Raw genomic sequence first — 14,457 nt, forward strand, 5'->3', positions numbered from 1 at the left:
TTCGCCTGGGGCTTGCTTGACTTGGCCTTCCCCGGGTGGAAGCGTCCGGAAATGTTGAATAATCACGCCCCGAACGCCCGCAATCCGATCCACCCCTATGATGAGGGACTGGTCCAATCTCTCTCTATCGAGGAGGGCGAGGTCGCGAACGCTGTCGCCGCGCTTGGCGAGCAAGTCTCGAGCCCGGCCCGGCTCTTGAAGGCGCTCGCCGTCATCGATCTCACCACGCTGTCGGGCGATGATACGCCGGAGCGGGTGAAGGCCCTTTGCGCCAAGGCGCGCCAGCCCTTGAAGCCGGAGGTGCAGGCAAAGCTCGGCGCTGAAGGCGTCACCACGGCGGCGGTCTGCGTTTATCACGCCTTCATTGGAACGGCGTTGGAAGCGTTGAAGGGTGCCTTGCCGCTCGCCGTTGTCTCGGCGGGCTTTCCCCACGGCCTCTCGCCTTTGAAGGCACGCATTCTGGAAGTGGAAGAATCCGTGGCCGCGGGCGCCACCGAAATCGACATCGTGATCGACCGCTCCAAGGCGCTCACCGGCGATTGGAAGGGCGTCTATGACGAGGTGCGCGCCTTCCGCCAAGCCTGCGGCGAGGCTCATATGAAAGCCATCATCGCCACGGGCGATCTGGGTTCGCTCGGCAATGTCGCCAAGGCGTCGGTGGTTTGCATGATGGCGGGCGCCGATTTCATCAAGACCTCCACCGGCAAGGAAGCCGTCAACGCCACGCCGAACGTGGCGCTGGTGATGGCGCAGATGATTGCGCTGTGGCTGAAGAAGACGGGCTATAAGGTTGGCTTCAAGCCCGCGGGCGGCATCTCCAAGGCCAAGGACGCGCTGGTCTATCAGGCGATCATGCAGGATGTGCTGGGCGAGGAATGGCTTGAGCCGCATCTCTTCCGCATCGGCGCCTCCAGCCTGCTCGGCGATATCGTTACGCAGCTTGAAAACGCCTAACTGCTCTGGGGCGGTTTAGGTTCAAATCACATCATGGGGCGGCTGGCGCGCCTGCAAAAGTGCCAGTGAAGGGGAAAACGAAAACATGTCTGGCATGATCAGTCCGCTCAATTTGCAGAGCATCGCCGGGATGGCATTGATCCTGGTCTTGTGCTGGCTGTTTTCGGAAAACCGCCGCCGCTTTCCCTTCCTGCTCATGCTGGGCGCGATTGGGCTGCAATTGGCGCTGGTGTTGTGCCTCTTCGGCGTGCCCGCGATCCGCGCCGGGCTGACGAGCTTCGGCGGTCTGTTCGAAGGTCTCTCCAAATCCGCCCAGACCGGCATGGCTTTCGTGTTCGGCTATTTGAGCGGCGCTGGCCCGCAGCCTTATCCGCTCACCACGCCGGGCGCCTTGTTCGTCTTCGGCTTCCGCGTCTTGCCGGTGATCATGGTGGTCTGCACGCTTGCGGCGCTGCTGTGGCACTGGAACATCCTGAAATGGATCGTCAAAGGCTTCGGCTTTGTTTTCTCGCGCACCATGGGGCTGCGCGGGCCGACGGCGTTGGCCGTTGCCGCGACCATCTTCATGGGGCAGGTCGAAGGCCCCATCGTCATTCGCGCTTATCTTAATCGCCTGACGCGCTCGGAGCTGTTCCTGCTCATCACCGTCGGCATGGCCTGCGTTTCGGGCTCCACCATGGTGGCCTATGTCACCATTTTGCAGGGCGTTCTGCCTGGCGCCGCCGCGCATGTGCTGACGGCCTCGATCATCACCGCACCCGCGGGTATCTTGCTCGCCCGCATTCTGATCCCGCGCGATCCCATCGCCGAAGCCGCGCAGGATAAGCTGCCGCCCGATGAGCGCGTTTATAAAAGCTCGATGGATGCCATCATGAAGGGCATCAATGACGGCATGCAGATCGCCGTGAATGTGGCAGGCTGCCTGATCGTTTTCGTGGCGCTGGTCGCGATCGTCGACATGCTGCTCGGTGGCTTGCCGCAGATTGGCGGCGCGGCCATCAGCGTCGAGCGCATTCTTGGCTATGTCTTCTCGCCGGTCGCCTGGTGCCTCGGCATTCAGTCCAGCGAAATCCATACCGCGGGCCAGCTTCTCGGCACCAAGATGATCCTGACCGAGTTCACCGCCTTCATCAAACTCGGCGCCATTCCCGCTGCGGAAATGACCGAGCGTACCCGCACCATCATGACCTATGCCTTGTGCGGCTTCGCCAATGTGGCCTCGGTCGGCATCAACCTTGCCGGTTTCTCGGTGCTGCTGCCGGAACGCCGCGACGAGATCATCAAGATGGTGGGCAAGGCGATGCTGGCGGGCTTTTTCGCCACCTGCATGAGCGCCGCGCTCGTCGGTGCCATTCCGGCTTTCATTACGGCGATGCCGAATTAGTTTTTGCCGTCATGGCCGGGCTCGACCCGGCCATCCAGCGGATCTTCGCGATATGTTATGGATGTCCGGGTCAGGCCCGGCCATGACGAATGATATGGTGAAAACAATGATCGAAGACATGCACGCCCTGGCGAAGCTCTACCGCTCCCGCGCCTATGCTCCCTATTCCAAATTCCTGGTCGGGGCGGTGGTGAAGGGCGCCAATGGCAAGCTCTATGGCGGCTGCAATGTCGAGAACGCGGCCTATCCCGTCGGCAATTGCGCCGAGGCTTCGGCCATTGCCGCGATGGTGGGCGATGGTGAAACCCACATTGTGGAAGCCCTGGTGATGGGGCCGGAGGGGCAGATTTGCACCCCTTGCGGTGCCTGCCGCCAGCGCCTGCGCGAGTTCGCATCGGCGGACCTTAAAATCCATCTCGCGGACCCCACCGCGGTCCTGCAAACCATCACCCTGGGCGAGCTTCTGCCCATGTCGTTCGGGCCGGAAAATCTCAACCGTTAGAATATACAATTATATCGTCATGGCCGGGCTTGACCCGGCCATCCAGACAACCGAGTGCTGGTCCTAAGATGGATGGCCGCCTCAAGGGCGGCCATGACGGAATGTGAAAGGCGCCTCATGCTCCCCCAAGAAATCATCCGCAAAAAGCGTGACGGCTTTGAGCTGTCGGAAGAGAACATCGCCGAGTTCATCACCGGCGTGACCAAGAGCGCGGTGACCGAGGCGCAGATTTCCGCCTTCACCATGGCGGTGTTCTTCCGCGGCATGAGCTTTCCCGAACGGGTGGCGCTGACCCGCGCCATGACCCATTCGGGCACGGTGCTGGATTGGGGCGATTTCGGCCCGGTGCTGGATAAGCATTCCACCGGCGGGGTAGGCGACAAGGTCTCCCTCATGCTCGCCCCGATGGTGGCGGCTTGCGGCGGCTATGTGCCGATGATTTCGGGGCGCGGTCTCGGCCATACCGGCGGCACCCTCGATAAGATGCAGGCGATCCCCGGCTACAACGCGACGCCCGATCTGATGACCTTGCGCGATGTGGTCAAGAAAACCGGCTGCGCCATCATCGGCCAGACCTCCGATCTCGCCCCCGCCGACCAGCGCATCTATGCCGTGCGCGATGTGACGGCGACGGTGGAATCTATCCCGCTGATCTGCGCCTCTATCCTCTCCAAGAAGATCGCGGCGGGGCTGCAGGGCCTCGTTATGGACGTGAAGCTCGGCACCGGCGCCTTCATGGAAAATCTCAACGACGCGACCGATCTGGCCGAAACCATTGTGAAAATCGCGGGCGGAGCAGGGCTGCCTACCGCCGCCATCCTGACCGATATGAACGAGGTTTTGGGCCTTACCGCCGGTAATGCCATCGAAGTTCAGGAAGCGGTTGAGTATCTCACCGGAACTCATCGTGAGCACCGCTTACATGAGATCACCAAAGCCCTGGTCGGTCAGATGCTGGTCTTGGGCAAGCTTGCCGCTACGCCTGAAGAAGGTGCCGCAAAGGCCCAAGAAGCCTTGGATTCCGGTAAAGCCGCCGAGAAATTCCAGGAGATGGTTTCCGCCCTTGGCGGTCCACATGATTTCCTCACCCAATCTCTGAAGTATCTGGATAAGGCGCCGCTGACCGTGCCCTTCAAGGCGGCGCGCTCCGGGGTGATCGCGGGGGAAAAGACCCGCGCCATTGGCCTCGCCGTGGTCGATCTTGGCGGCGGGCGCCGCAAGACCTCGGATGTCGTCGATATGGGCGTCGGCATTTCCGGCTTCCTCCCGGTCGGCACCAAGGTTCAGGCCGGGGACACCATCGCCCTCATTCACGCAAAAGATGAGGCCGATGCGGCGCGCGCGGCTAAGACGCTGGAAGAGGCCATCGAAATCGCCGATACCGCTCCGCCTGCGCGTCCTCTCATCCATGCGCGGGTGATGTAGGGAGTAAGCATGGCGCGCCAAGCGTTCCGCGGTCCGATTTTCCACCTCCTCGACGACCCCGATTTGGGGCCCGAGGCGGCGGTCATTTATGAAGATGGCGGGCTCCTGGTCGAAGACGGCCATGTGGCGGAGGTCGGCCCCTTTATCGAGGTGCAGCCCTTCCTCAAAGGTGCGCCGCTGACCCGCGTCACCGACGGGCTGATCGTGCCCGGCTTCATCGATTGCCACGTCCACTTCCCGCAGGTGGACATGATGGCCTCGCCGGGCAAGAACCTGCTGCACTGGCTATCGGCCTATGCCTTCCCGGCGGAGAGCCGCTTCTATCACGAGGATGTCGCCGCCGAGGCCGCGCGCTTCTTCCTCGACCAGCTTCTGGCCCATGGCACCACCTCGGCACTGGTTTTCGCCACCGCCCATAAGGTCTCGGCGGAGGCTCTGTTCGCGGAGGCCTTCGCGCGCAACATGCGCCTCATCACCGGCAAGGTGCTGATGGATGTGAACGCGCCCGCGGGCATCTCCGACACCGCCGAAACCGGCTTCATGGAAAGCCGCAGCCTGATCCGCGAGTGGCACGGCAAGGGGCGGCTCGGCTATGCCGTGACCCCGCGTTTTGCGCTGACCTCCAGCGAACGCCAGCTGGAACTGGCGGGCCGTCTTTTGGGCGAGCATCAGGGCGTCAAGCTGCACACCCATCTCTCCGAAAACTATGACGAGCTTGAGGCGGTCAAAAAGCTCTATCCTGATTGCCCGGATTATTTCGGGGTCTATGAGAAATTCGGCCTCGCCACGCCGCAATCGGTGTTCGCCCACTGCCTGCACTTAAGCTCGTCGGAATGGCAGCGGATGGGGCAGGCCGGGTGCGGTGTCGCCCATTGCCCGACCTCCAACCTGTTTTTGGGCTCGGGCCTCTTCAATCTCACCGACGCGGAAAAAGCGGGCGTGCGTACCGGGCTTGCCAGCGATGTCGGGGCAGGGACCTCGCTCTCGCTGCTCGCCACCATGAATGAGGCCTATAAGGTCCATCAGCTGCAGCAGCGCCGCCTTTCGGCCTTCAAGCTGTTTTACCTCGCCACGCTGGGCGCGGCCCGCACGCTGCGGCTGGACGACAAAATCGGCAATCTCACCCCGGGCAAAGAGGCCGATTTCCTCATCCTCGATGCCAAGGCTTTGCCGGTGCTGCAACGCCGTTGGGAACGCTCGTCATCGCTGGAAGAAAAACTCTTCGCCCTTGCCATCCTCGGCGACGACCGCGCCGTGGCCGCGACCTATGTGGCGGGAGAGTTGGCGCATAAGCGGTAATCTCCAGCCACTCCACCAATTCGTCATGGCCGGGCTAGACCCGGCCATCCAGACGCAGCTGCTAGGCTTAACCACTGGATGGCCGCCTCAAGGGCGGCCATGACGGGGCGGGGATGGGGCGCCCCGTTGCCTCTCTCCGCCGACTCTGCAATTCTTCCTCATGGACCTCAAAACATTCGCCCAAGCGCTGCCGAAAGCTGAACTGCACCTTCACCTGGAAGGCAGTTTCGAGCCGGAGTTGATGTTCGCCATTGCCAAGCGCAATAAGGTCGAAATCCCTTACGCCTCCGCCGAGGACGTCCGCGCCGCCTATCGCTTTTCCAATTTGCAGGATTTCCTCGACATCTATTACGCGGGCGCCTCGGTGCTGCTGGCAGAGCAGGATTTCTACGATCTCACCTACGCCTATCTGAAGCGCATCGCCGCCGATAACGTTCGCCATGTGGAGGTCTTCTTCGATCCTCAGACCCACACCGAGCGGGGGGTAGCGTTCTCCACGGTGATGATCGGCATCACCAAGGCGCTGAGCGACGGCCAGAAGGATTTCGGCATCAGCTCCAAGCTGATCCTGTCCTTCCTGCGCCATCTTTCCGAGGAAGACGCCTTCAAGACCTTTGAGCAGGCCGAGCCGTATCTCGATTGGTTCGTCGGCGTCGGCTTGGATTCCTCCGAGAAAGGTCATCCGCCCTCCAAATTCGCCCGGGTCTTTGCTGCGGCGCGCGAGGCAGGGCTGAAACTCGTGGCCCATGCGGGCGAGGAGGGGCCGCCGGCATATGTCTGGGAGGCGCTTGATATTTTGAAGGTCGACCGCATCGATCACGGCAACCGCTCGCTGGAAGATCCGAAGCTGGTGGAGCGCTTGGTCAAAGACGGCATGACGCTCACCGTCTGCCCGCTTTCCAATTTGAAGCTTTGCGTGGTGAACGACCTGAAACAGCATCCCTTGAAGAAGATGCTGGATTTGGGCCTGAAGCCCACGATCAATTCGGACGATCCGGCGTTTTTCGGCGGTTATGTCGGGGAAAATTTCGCGGCCGTCACGGAAGCGCTGAACCTCTCGAAGGCCGAGCTTATCACCCTCGCTAAGAACAGCTTTTCCGGTTCTTTTCTGAGCGAGGCAGAGAAACAATCCTGGCTTTCTCGCATTGATGACATGGCGGTGTAATTTTTCTCGTCGCCAGCTTTATTGTATGTAATCATTACAAAACCCCATAGGGTGAATGTGACGCTACCGCCAAGCGACTGATGGTGTTGCTAAATGTCTAGCGCGCCTTTCTGGCACGGGCGTTGCTAAATCGCTTCCAGCTCCGGATCAGCATTTGGGCAACGATCCGGGCCGGGATGACTGCAGAACGCGGCATCCGCTTTTGGAGGCAACGATGACACTCAAATCAGTTTGGCAGGGCGCGGTAGCGTTGGGCGCGCTTGTCCTTGTGGCGCAAGGGGCGAGCGCGTCTGCTTTTGTGAATGGCGGTTTTGAGGCTGGAGATGCGAGCGGTTGGACCATCGGTGGCGGCTATCGCGCCCCGGTCTACAATCCGCCGAACCCTGCCGACTTCATGCCGGGCGGCACCTATTACGATCCCAGCGTTGCATCTAGCCATTCGGCTATTGTGTCGACCAGCAGTGTTGATCCCAATCTTGGCAGCAAGATAGGTTCGCTGGTCTATTCCGGCAAATATGCCTGGCGTGTCGAAGATACGGTCGCGGGTGGCTATGCCTCGGTGATCAGCCAGACCGTGACCAACTACACGGATCCGACCATCTATTTCGAATGGAAATCGGTATTGCTCGGCGCGCACGACGCGACTGAAGCTGCCACCATGGTGATTTCGCTCAAGGATTTGACGAGTGGAACCGAATTGATCCATCGCGAGTATAACGCTGCTGCGGGCGGCGGCGGGGTGGATCCGCGCTTCACTTATGACAATCCGACAGGCAATTTTTATACCGCCGATTGGCAGATCGAATCCCTCAACATCGACGCCTCACTCTCTGGCCATGACTTCATGTTGTCGGTGTTGGGATCAGACTGTGAACCCACGGCGCATTGGGGCTATGTCTATCTTGATGGCTTCGGCTCAGTCGTGGTGCCGCCGAACAATCCGGGCGTGCCGGAACCTGCCACCCTCGCACTTATGGGCGCGGCTTTCGCCGGCCTCGGGCTTTTGCGCCGCCGCCGCAAACAGGCTTAAGCCGCGCGGCAAAACAAAAGAGCTGTGCGGTCGGGCGCACAGCTCTTTTTCTTTGGGTCGGGAAAATGTCAGGCCGCTTCAGGCATGGCCACGCGGCCCGCTTCATGGCGCTGCAAGGGTTTTGAAATCGGAAGCTTGGGCATGCAGAGCTCGAGATTTTCGCGCTCTTCCAGAGCGACCAGCCAGGATTTTTCCAGCTCACGTTCCAGCTCCGCCGCGGCGCGAAGCCAGAACTCCTCGGAGCGGCCATCGGGGCGGCCTTCATTTTCCCAGATCATATAGCTGCGTGCGCGCACCTGTTCTTCGGGTATTAGCTGCTCGAGTCCCATCATACCTCTCCTATCCGGCTGCTCGCCGGGCTGCGTTCTCCGTCCTTCCCCCTTGATGTTCTCGCTTCACGTCGTCCTGCTGAGGCAAGCCCAGCAACTCTTGGTAAAGCGCCATATAAGCCCGCGCACTTCTATCCCAGCCGAAAGAGCGGGTCATGGCTTGAAGCTGCAATCGGCGCCAGTGCAATGGATCGTGATAAAGCGCCAATGCGCGCGTCAAGGCAGACACCATACTATCAGCAGACGGATCATCAAAGACAAATCCGCTCGCCGAACGGTCTAAAATTGATTGATTGTTTGCATCTACAACGGTATCGGCAAGGCCGCCGGTACGCCGCACAACAGGCAGCGTGCCATAGCGCAGCGCATACAATTGGGTGAGGCCGCAAGGTTCAAAACGTGCGGGCGCTAACAAAATGTCCGCCCCTGCTTGCAGTTTGTGCGCTAAGGCCTCGTCATAGCCTATGGTTACAGAAATCTTTGCGGGATAGGCTGTTTGTGCATCTTTCAGTTTAGCCTCGATACTTCGATCGCCTTCGCCCACAATGACAAGCTGAGCGTTTTGGCCGACAATAAAGGGCAGGGCCTCGATCAGCGTGTCGGCCATTTTTTGTTCAGTGAGGCGGCTTACAAAGCCGAGCAGCGGCGTTTCTGGATCAGCATCGAGGTTAAGCTCGTGTTGTAGCGCTACCTTGCAGGCTCTTTTACCAAGCATATCGCTGGCGCGGTAATTAGCGGCCAAAAAGGGATCGGTAACAGGATTCCAGATGTCCTCATCGATGCCATTAAGAATGCCGCTGAAAACCTCCTGCCGCGCGCGCAAGACACCATCCAGGCCGCAGCCGAATTCCGGGGTCAGAATTTCCTGGGCATAGGTTGGGCTGACAGTGGTCACGCGATCGCCATAGGCGAGGCCAGCTTTCAGATAGGAGAGGCGACCGTAGAATTCGAGATCGTCGCCCGATTGCAGCGGCAGGGGCGGTACTTCATGGGGCGCAAAGGCACCCTGAAACGCCATATTGTGGGTGGTGAAAACGCTTTTGGGACGGCAACCAAGCTCATGCGCGAGAAACAACGGCAAAAGCCCGGTGTGCCAGTCATTGGCGTGAACGACATCCGGCTGCCAACCCAGATCGCAATGGCCTAGTGCGATATCGCTAGCGACTTGCGAAAGAAACGCAAAGCGATGTGCGTTATCGGGCCAGTCCTGACCATTATCGTCTTGATATAATCCGCCCGCGCGCCCGAACAAGCTGGCGCTGGAAACGAGATAGACCGGCAAATCGCAATCGGGAAAAAGCCCGGCGAGCACAATTCCATCGCTCACGCCCATAACGGGCTCGAGTTTCGCCACCACGCGCGGCTCTCGCAATTGGCCTACGGCGCGGGGATAAGCGGGCATGATCAGGCGGATGTCGGCTCCGAGCCGCTGCAGCGCGGCAGGTAGAGCACGGGAAACATCCGCGAGACCTCCCGTCTTTGCGAGAGGATAAGCTTCTGAAGTTGCGAAAAGTATGCGCATGCCCCGCCTCACTTTGTGGTCGAAGATAGCGCTCTCATGCCGGAGCGGTGGCGGAAACGCGGGCGCGGTACCCGAAGGAGAAGACACGATATAGCTGGCACTATCGTGGGCACCGTTTGCGTTCCTAGACTTAAGATGCCGAGAGGCATTATGTGGGGTGTGATGGGCCAAACCGCAACGGCAGCTGGCCCACTTGATCCAACGCCGTCAGGTTGGCGGAGTTCCCTCTGATCGTCACAAATTTGTCCGCGCCCTGCGGATACACGCAAAAGCTGCGCTGCTGTTAGGCCGGGAAGATGTGACTGTCGCGTATATTTCGTCCCCAAACCCCTGGAAATTTGCTAAAAATGACGGGCGGGGCGGTCGGCCTTTCGGGGCGGCTGCTGAACAATGGGGGTGGGGATATGCGGTACGCGGAGTACCACAAAGAGATCGCGCGTCTCGATAAGGAGATCGCCAAAAAACTTTTTCGTGAGGAACGCGCCGCCAATGGCAGTGGTCCTTGGTATCTGCATTTATTTCCGGATATGCGCAGCTCGGTGGTGGAAAAAGCTGCACGGGAGCGCTTGGCTCTTGCCAAGAAACGCGCCCTCCTGGAGCGCGACATGTTCGGGGCCGCGACGCTGATCTGTAATGCCGATGCGACCGCCGTCTTCCGTCGCACCGTGCCAAGTTCGTCCGATGCTGTCGAAACCTTGCGGGTTGCGGCCGATGCCGCGCTCGAATGGAAGCGGTGAGGGCGTCATGGCGAAAGACAATAAGGTCATTGGCTATATGACCCCGGCTGATCTCGTGGCGCTGATGCGCGAGACTGGCAACATTCTGGTGCAAGAGACGACGGTCTCCGACGGCAAGCCCGCCATCCACGCGGCGTTGCGCGTCGTCAACGCACAGACTGGGGAACAGCTTCCGGGCGGGCTGCCGTTTTCGGTGGTGATGTTTAAATCACCTACCGAGCCCAGCTTCTCCAACATCGCGATTGGCACCATCGTTCCGGCGGCCGAACTCGATATCCGTTTGCCGCGGGACTATTTCAATTTCTGTAACCAGCGGCTGCGGTTCATGCGGGTGTTCCCGTTGGATGAGCGTTCATTTGTCATCCAAATGGATCTCATTCTGCACAACGCCACACGCGAATACGTCAAGTTCAGCCTTGGCGTCTGGGGCGCATTGTTCACACAGGTGCTGTTCGAGTTGATGGGCAGAGGCCGCGAGTCTCTTGTGCATGCGGCGGAAGTCTATGCCGCCACTGATGTGGCGCAGAATTATGTCTCTACTGTCACCGCGTCAGATGCAGAGGCGCCGGTGGAAGAGACGGTGACGGAGCCCGTCACACAAGCAACGGAGGTGGTGAATGCCTCTGTTGGGCAAAGCGGTCAGGCCGAGGCTGAGATCAGCGCGGCGTCCACCGAGATCGTGCCCGTTGAAAGCGTGCCGGTCGAGGTTGCGCCCGAGGAAACCGTCCCGGCGGCTTGCCAAGAAGAGGCGAGCGACTTTGTCGCCGAAGGGCCGTACTCAACGCTCGCTCCAGAGCCTGCCAGTGAAACGCCTACCGAAACTTCCAGCGAGGTTGCGCCGGAAATCACCGAGCCCGAGCATGAATCCCTGCTCGTGCGCAATTATCGCCTGATGCACAGCGAACCTGCGGAAGGCAAGGACATGCCGGAAGAGGTGATCGTTTCGGATACGGTTGTGGCGAATGACGCCGAAGCTTCGCCGGAAGCCGCGCCAGCGCTGCATGAAAATCTGCTGCCGTCGGCAGCAAAAGAAGAGGAAAGGCTGGCGGTTTGATCGCGCCGCCATGCCAAGCCAAGAGCCGGGCAATGTCCCGGCTCTTTTTTTGTGACGGTGTCTAGAAATTCAATGGTGTAAAGCGGCCGCGATCACGCCCAGGTGATAGGGCCAGATGAACAGCGCGATGATGGCTGGCCAGACGCTCAGCTTCATATAGCCGATGGTGAAAAGCCAGCCCGCGAACCACACCAGGCCGCCTGACCCGCTATTGACGACTTTGTACCGTTCCATGGAACCCCACCCTTTGGAACTATCCTAACCTCAGCTTTCGCGCTCGTGCCAGCGAAAGGATTGTCGCGAGGGCCGCGAATGCGGGTTGTGGTAAAAAAGAAAGGCGGCCCGAGAGCCGCCTTCCCGAAAGAACTGTCGCAGAACTTATAATTTCGCGGTCAGCACCACGCGGATATCGCGGCCCGGCGCCACCACCAGATCCTTGTTGAACGCGGCGGCGTTGCGTTCCTCTGCATTGGTGAGATTATGGCCGATGAGTTCGATCTGATAGCCGTCCATCGGGCGCCAAGCGAGCTTGGCGTTCAGCTCGGTATAGCCGCCGGTGGCGGTATCGAAGGCGCCCGCATCGGTCTGCTTGCCGGCCGCGGTGGCATTTACGCCGAGGTCGAATTGATCGCTTTCCCAGGCAAGACCCCAGCCGATCCGCATCGCGGGAATGCGTGGAACATTGCTGCCGTCATTAAGGGTCGCGCGGACGAAATCACCCTGAAGCGTGCCGACCAGGCCACCAGAGCCGTACTCGTACAAGGTCAGCGATCCCTTGCCTTCCAAGCCCCAGAAATGCGCGCCTTGCTGGCGATAGAAGAGCTCGCGCAGATCGCCGCCGCCCACCGAGCAGACGCCATCGTCGCTGCAGGATTGGCCGTTCAACGCGCCATAGATGTAATTATCGAACCAGGAACTCCAGGCGCTGAAGTCAGCGTTGAACTTGCCGAGGCGCAGTCGGGCGGTGCCTTCCAGCGAATTGGAGCGTTCGATCTTCAGCGTGGGATCGCCGGTTTCATAGGTTTGAGGGCCGTCATGGCCGCCACGCGCGAAGAGTTCTGTTTGGGCCGGGGCGCGTCCCGCGGAGGAGGCAGTAAGACCCAGCTTGAGGAAATCGCTGGCGTCGTAGAGAAGCCCGATGGCGCCGCTGACGGGTGTGTAATCGCGCGTCGTGCGCACATCGCTCGCGGGTGTGCCGGTGATGCGGACATTCTCGATGCGCGCGCTGGTTTCAAGATGCAGGGTTTTGCTCAGATCGCTGTCGGCGAAGATGTAGCCCGCGACTGAGTTGGTCTGTGTCGGGAAAAGATAGGAGCTGTCCTGACCGATGGCAGAGAAGCCGCGATTCTGCACCTGCAGACCGACCGCCGCATTGGAGATCGGACCGATAGCGCCGATCAACTGCTCGATATGGGCATCCAGCTCCTTGTTCTTGAAGGTGGTGTTGACCGAGCCGTCGGGGTTCTTTTCCTCGTGGCTGTAATTGGCATAGCTCGCATCGACATTGAGCGCACCGAACGGGCCAGCCCCGACATCGAAGGACGAACGCGACAGGAACTTGGTCTGCCGCATCAGGATATAGGTGGTATCGCTCGGGATGCCGTATTTGCCGTCATATTGAATGACCGCAGCGCCAGTGTGGCTGTTGTTGCCAAAGAAATAGGTCGAACCCGCGGAGAACCCATTACCGACAAAGAAGCTGTTGGCTTGGGTGCCGTTCGGCGTGTCGTAATTGCCAGCAGTCCGGTAAAAGCCGTCCGCGTGAATGGCAAAATTGCCCGCCGCGATATCGGTCATCACCGAGCCTTCGCCGGTATTGGCCGAAGAGCCATAGGTGCCTGACACCTCGGTCGACATGGTCTTTTCCGGCAGGGCGGTCGGCACGCGGTTGTTGATGGCGTTGATCACGCCGCCCAGCGCCTGGCTGCCATAGCGAAGCGTCGCCGCGCCGCGCACCACTTCGATTTGTTGCGTCGATAATGGATCCAGCGGTACGCCATGGTCGGGGCCGATATCGGATACGTCCGAGCTGGAAAGCCCGTCTTCCACCAGCTTGACGCGGGAGGCGTCCATGCCGCGGATGATTGGGCGGGAGGCACCGGCGGCGAAGCCGGAGCCGCTCACACCCGGCACATTGGCGAGCGCATCGGCGATATTGCCGCCCGCAGCGTCCAGAATGGTGCTGCGATCGACCTGGGTAGTGATCGAGGCGCTGGCATCAAGGCCTTTGGCGATCGGAGAGGCGGTCACCACGACGGTTTCAACGCCGCTCGCGCGATCGGGGCTATAAACCTGCTGCGCAAAGGACGGGCAGGTGCAGGCTGCCGCGGCTGCGGACAGCATCAGATACTTACGGAACACGGATAATCTCCACGTCAGAAGGAATGCATGGGGCTCAAAAAGCCCGCGTGTCAGGGTTTCACTTCAGGCGTGGTGTGGAGGTGCGCGGCCGTTCCAGCTATGTGAGGTCGCGCGTGCGAGATGGAATGGGGCCAGGATGAATGGCACCAGAGACACCGCCATGGTGGGCGGCACGGTGACGATCTTGGCCGGCAGAAGATAAACGCCGCCATGCAGGTATTCCTGGCAGAGCAAGCATTGATCGGTGCTCAGCGGCGCTTTGCTGCTTGATGGTGCGGAAATGCTGGTGGTGACGCTGGAAGCGGCGAGAAGCTTGGGCAGATCATGCAAATGGGTCTGCACCAGGAAGGCTTGCACGCTGAAAAACAGGAGTACGACAAGGCTGATTGCTGCGCGCAACGCGCTCAGCTTTCCAGCTTTTGTATGTGTCGTAACCACCCGCATGATTCCGTTCTACGCTGCACCACACGCTTCACGCAACTTACCAAAGCTGTAATTTTGCAAGTTCGTTAGCAGCGCCACGCGGTTGCTGTGAGGGTGCCGTATTCCCGCCGCTATATGCAAATCAGGCGTGCAGAGGATCTCTTTTCAGCTTTGGATGTGAGGGCTGCCCGGTTTGGGGGAGTTTGGCACGGCCAAGTGCAACATTCCGCGACGGCAATTGCCGTTGCAAAGACTCCTGAGCCATTTCTAAT

14 protein-coding genes are annotated in these 14,457 nt (G+C 60.1%); 9 read left to right on the forward strand and 5 right to left on the reverse strand.

Annotated features, from left to right (window positions below):
- Nucleotides 1-51: 51 nt before the first annotated feature.
- The 7 genes from deoC to FHS83_RS15025 all read left to right on the forward strand — a co-directional run bounded on the left by deoC (nt 52) and on the right by FHS83_RS15025 (nt 7,759).
- Nucleotides 52-954 (forward strand): deoxyribose-phosphate aldolase, encoded by a 903-nt coding sequence (gene deoC / locus FHS83_RS14995; RefSeq protein ID WP_167083748.1) that lies wholly within the window; start codon nt 52-54, stop codon nt 952-954.
- 94 nt (nt 955-1,048) lie between these two features.
- Nucleotides 1,049-2,338 carry a nucleoside transporter C-terminal domain-containing protein gene (locus tag FHS83_RS15000; RefSeq protein WP_167085524.1) on the forward strand — a complete coding sequence of 430 codons (1,290 nt, stop codon included), beginning with the start codon at nt 1,049-1,051 and terminating at the stop codon, nt 2,336-2,338.
- Nucleotides 2,339-2,420: 82 nt separating this feature from the next.
- Entirely contained in the window at nt 2,421-2,840 is a 420-nt protein-coding gene (locus FHS83_RS15005; protein WP_167083749.1) for a cytidine deaminase, read from the forward strand.
- A gap of 117 nt (nt 2,841-2,957) precedes the next feature.
- Nucleotides 2,958-4,265 (forward strand): thymidine phosphorylase, encoded by a 1,308-nt coding sequence (deoA, locus tag FHS83_RS15010; RefSeq protein ID WP_167083750.1) that lies wholly within the window; start codon nt 2,958-2,960, stop codon nt 4,263-4,265.
- A gap of 9 nt (nt 4,266-4,274) precedes the next feature.
- Nucleotides 4,275-5,564 carry a guanine deaminase gene (gene guaD, locus FHS83_RS15015; protein WP_167083751.1) on the forward strand — a complete coding sequence of 430 codons (1,290 nt, stop codon included), beginning with the start codon at nt 4,275-4,277 and terminating at the stop codon, nt 5,562-5,564.
- A 160-nt stretch (nt 5,565-5,724) separates the two neighbouring features.
- A complete protein-coding gene (locus FHS83_RS15020; protein ID WP_167083752.1) occupies nt 5,725-6,729 on the forward strand; it encodes an adenosine deaminase in 1,005 nt (334 codons plus the stop codon).
- Between the two features lie 214 nt (nt 6,730-6,943).
- The gene (locus tag FHS83_RS15025; protein WP_208414865.1) at nt 6,944-7,759 is read left to right on the forward strand and encodes a PEP-CTERM sorting domain-containing protein; all 816 of its coding nucleotides are present in this window, start codon (nt 6,944-6,946) and stop codon (nt 7,757-7,759) included.
- Nucleotides 7,760-7,827: 68 nt separating this feature from the next.
- On the opposite strand, the gene FHS83_RS15030 is transcribed toward FHS83_RS15025, so the two are convergent.
- Nucleotides 7,828-8,091, reverse strand: coding sequence for a DUF2934 domain-containing protein (locus FHS83_RS15030; protein WP_167083753.1), 264 nt, complete (start codon nt 8,089-8,091; stop codon nt 7,828-7,830).
- Nucleotides 8,092-8,098: 7 nt separating this feature from the next.
- Nucleotides 8,099-9,610 (reverse strand): glycogen synthase GlgA, encoded by a 1,512-nt coding sequence (gene glgA, locus FHS83_RS15035; protein ID WP_167083754.1) that lies wholly within the window; start codon nt 9,608-9,610, stop codon nt 8,099-8,101.
- A 404-nt stretch (nt 9,611-10,014) separates the two neighbouring features.
- On the opposite strand from glgA, the gene FHS83_RS15040 reads away from it, so the two are divergent.
- Nucleotides 10,015-10,347, forward strand: coding sequence for a hypothetical protein (locus tag FHS83_RS15040; protein ID WP_167083755.1), 333 nt, complete (start codon nt 10,015-10,017; stop codon nt 10,345-10,347).
- 7 nt (nt 10,348-10,354) lie between these two features.
- The gene (locus FHS83_RS15045; RefSeq protein WP_167083756.1) at nt 10,355-11,401 is read left to right on the forward strand and encodes a hypothetical protein; all 1,047 of its coding nucleotides are present in this window, start codon (nt 10,355-10,357) and stop codon (nt 11,399-11,401) included.
- Between the two features lie 69 nt (nt 11,402-11,470).
- On the opposite strand, the gene FHS83_RS15050 is transcribed toward FHS83_RS15045, so the two are convergent.
- The 3 genes from FHS83_RS15050 to FHS83_RS15060 all read right to left on the reverse strand — a co-directional run bounded on the left by FHS83_RS15050 (nt 11,471) and on the right by FHS83_RS15060 (nt 14,200).
- Nucleotides 11,471-11,635 carry a hypothetical protein gene (locus FHS83_RS15050; RefSeq protein ID WP_167083757.1) on the reverse strand — a complete coding sequence of 55 codons (165 nt, stop codon included), beginning with the start codon at nt 11,633-11,635 and terminating at the stop codon, nt 11,471-11,473.
- A 144-nt stretch (nt 11,636-11,779) separates the two neighbouring features.
- Nucleotides 11,780-13,762, reverse strand: a complete 1,983-nt coding sequence (locus FHS83_RS15055; RefSeq protein ID WP_208414873.1) for a TonB-dependent receptor domain-containing protein — start codon at nt 13,760-13,762, stop codon at nt 11,780-11,782.
- 63 nt (nt 13,763-13,825) lie between these two features.
- The gene (locus tag FHS83_RS15060; RefSeq protein WP_167083758.1) at nt 13,826-14,200 is read right to left on the reverse strand and encodes a hypothetical protein; all 375 of its coding nucleotides are present in this window, start codon (nt 14,198-14,200) and stop codon (nt 13,826-13,828) included.
- Nucleotides 14,201-14,457: the final 257 nt, after the last annotated feature.

It is taken from the genome of Rhizomicrobium palustre (genome assembly GCF_011761565.1).
GTDB lineage: Bacteria > Pseudomonadota > Alphaproteobacteria > Micropepsales > Micropepsaceae > Rhizomicrobium > Rhizomicrobium palustre.

What these genes read in the sequence shown, in the direction of transcription:
- deoC (WP_167083748.1), top strand. Translation starts at nt 52, where the DNA reads ATGTTGAATAATCACGCCCCGAACGCCCGCAATCCGATCCACCCCTAT.
- FHS83_RS15000 (WP_167085524.1), top strand. Translation starts at nt 1,049, where the DNA reads ATGATCAGTCCGCTCAATTTGCAGAGCATCGCCGGGATGGCATTGATC.
- FHS83_RS15005 (WP_167083749.1), top strand. Translation starts at nt 2,421, where the DNA reads ATGACGAATGATATGGTGAAAACAATGATCGAAGACATGCACGCCCTG.
- deoA (WP_167083750.1), top strand. Translation starts at nt 2,958, where the DNA reads ATGCTCCCCCAAGAAATCATCCGCAAAAAGCGTGACGGCTTTGAGCTG.
- guaD (WP_167083751.1), top strand. Translation starts at nt 4,275, where the DNA reads ATGGCGCGCCAAGCGTTCCGCGGTCCGATTTTCCACCTCCTCGACGAC.
- FHS83_RS15020 (WP_167083752.1), top strand. Translation starts at nt 5,725, where the DNA reads ATGGACCTCAAAACATTCGCCCAAGCGCTGCCGAAAGCTGAACTGCAC.
- FHS83_RS15025 (WP_208414865.1), top strand. Translation starts at nt 6,944, where the DNA reads ATGACACTCAAATCAGTTTGGCAGGGCGCGGTAGCGTTGGGCGCGCTT.
- FHS83_RS15030 (WP_167083753.1), bottom strand. Translation starts at nt 8,091, where the DNA reads ATGATGGGACTCGAGCAGCTAATACCCGAAGAACAGGTGCGCGCACGC.
- glgA (WP_167083754.1), bottom strand. Translation starts at nt 9,610, where the DNA reads ATGCGCATACTTTTCGCAACTTCAGAAGCTTATCCTCTCGCAAAGACG.
- FHS83_RS15040 (WP_167083755.1), top strand. Translation starts at nt 10,015, where the DNA reads ATGCGGTACGCGGAGTACCACAAAGAGATCGCGCGTCTCGATAAGGAG.
- FHS83_RS15045 (WP_167083756.1), top strand. Translation starts at nt 10,355, where the DNA reads ATGGCGAAAGACAATAAGGTCATTGGCTATATGACCCCGGCTGATCTC.
- FHS83_RS15050 (WP_167083757.1), bottom strand. Translation starts at nt 11,635, where the DNA reads ATGGAACGGTACAAAGTCGTCAATAGCGGGTCAGGCGGCCTGGTGTGG.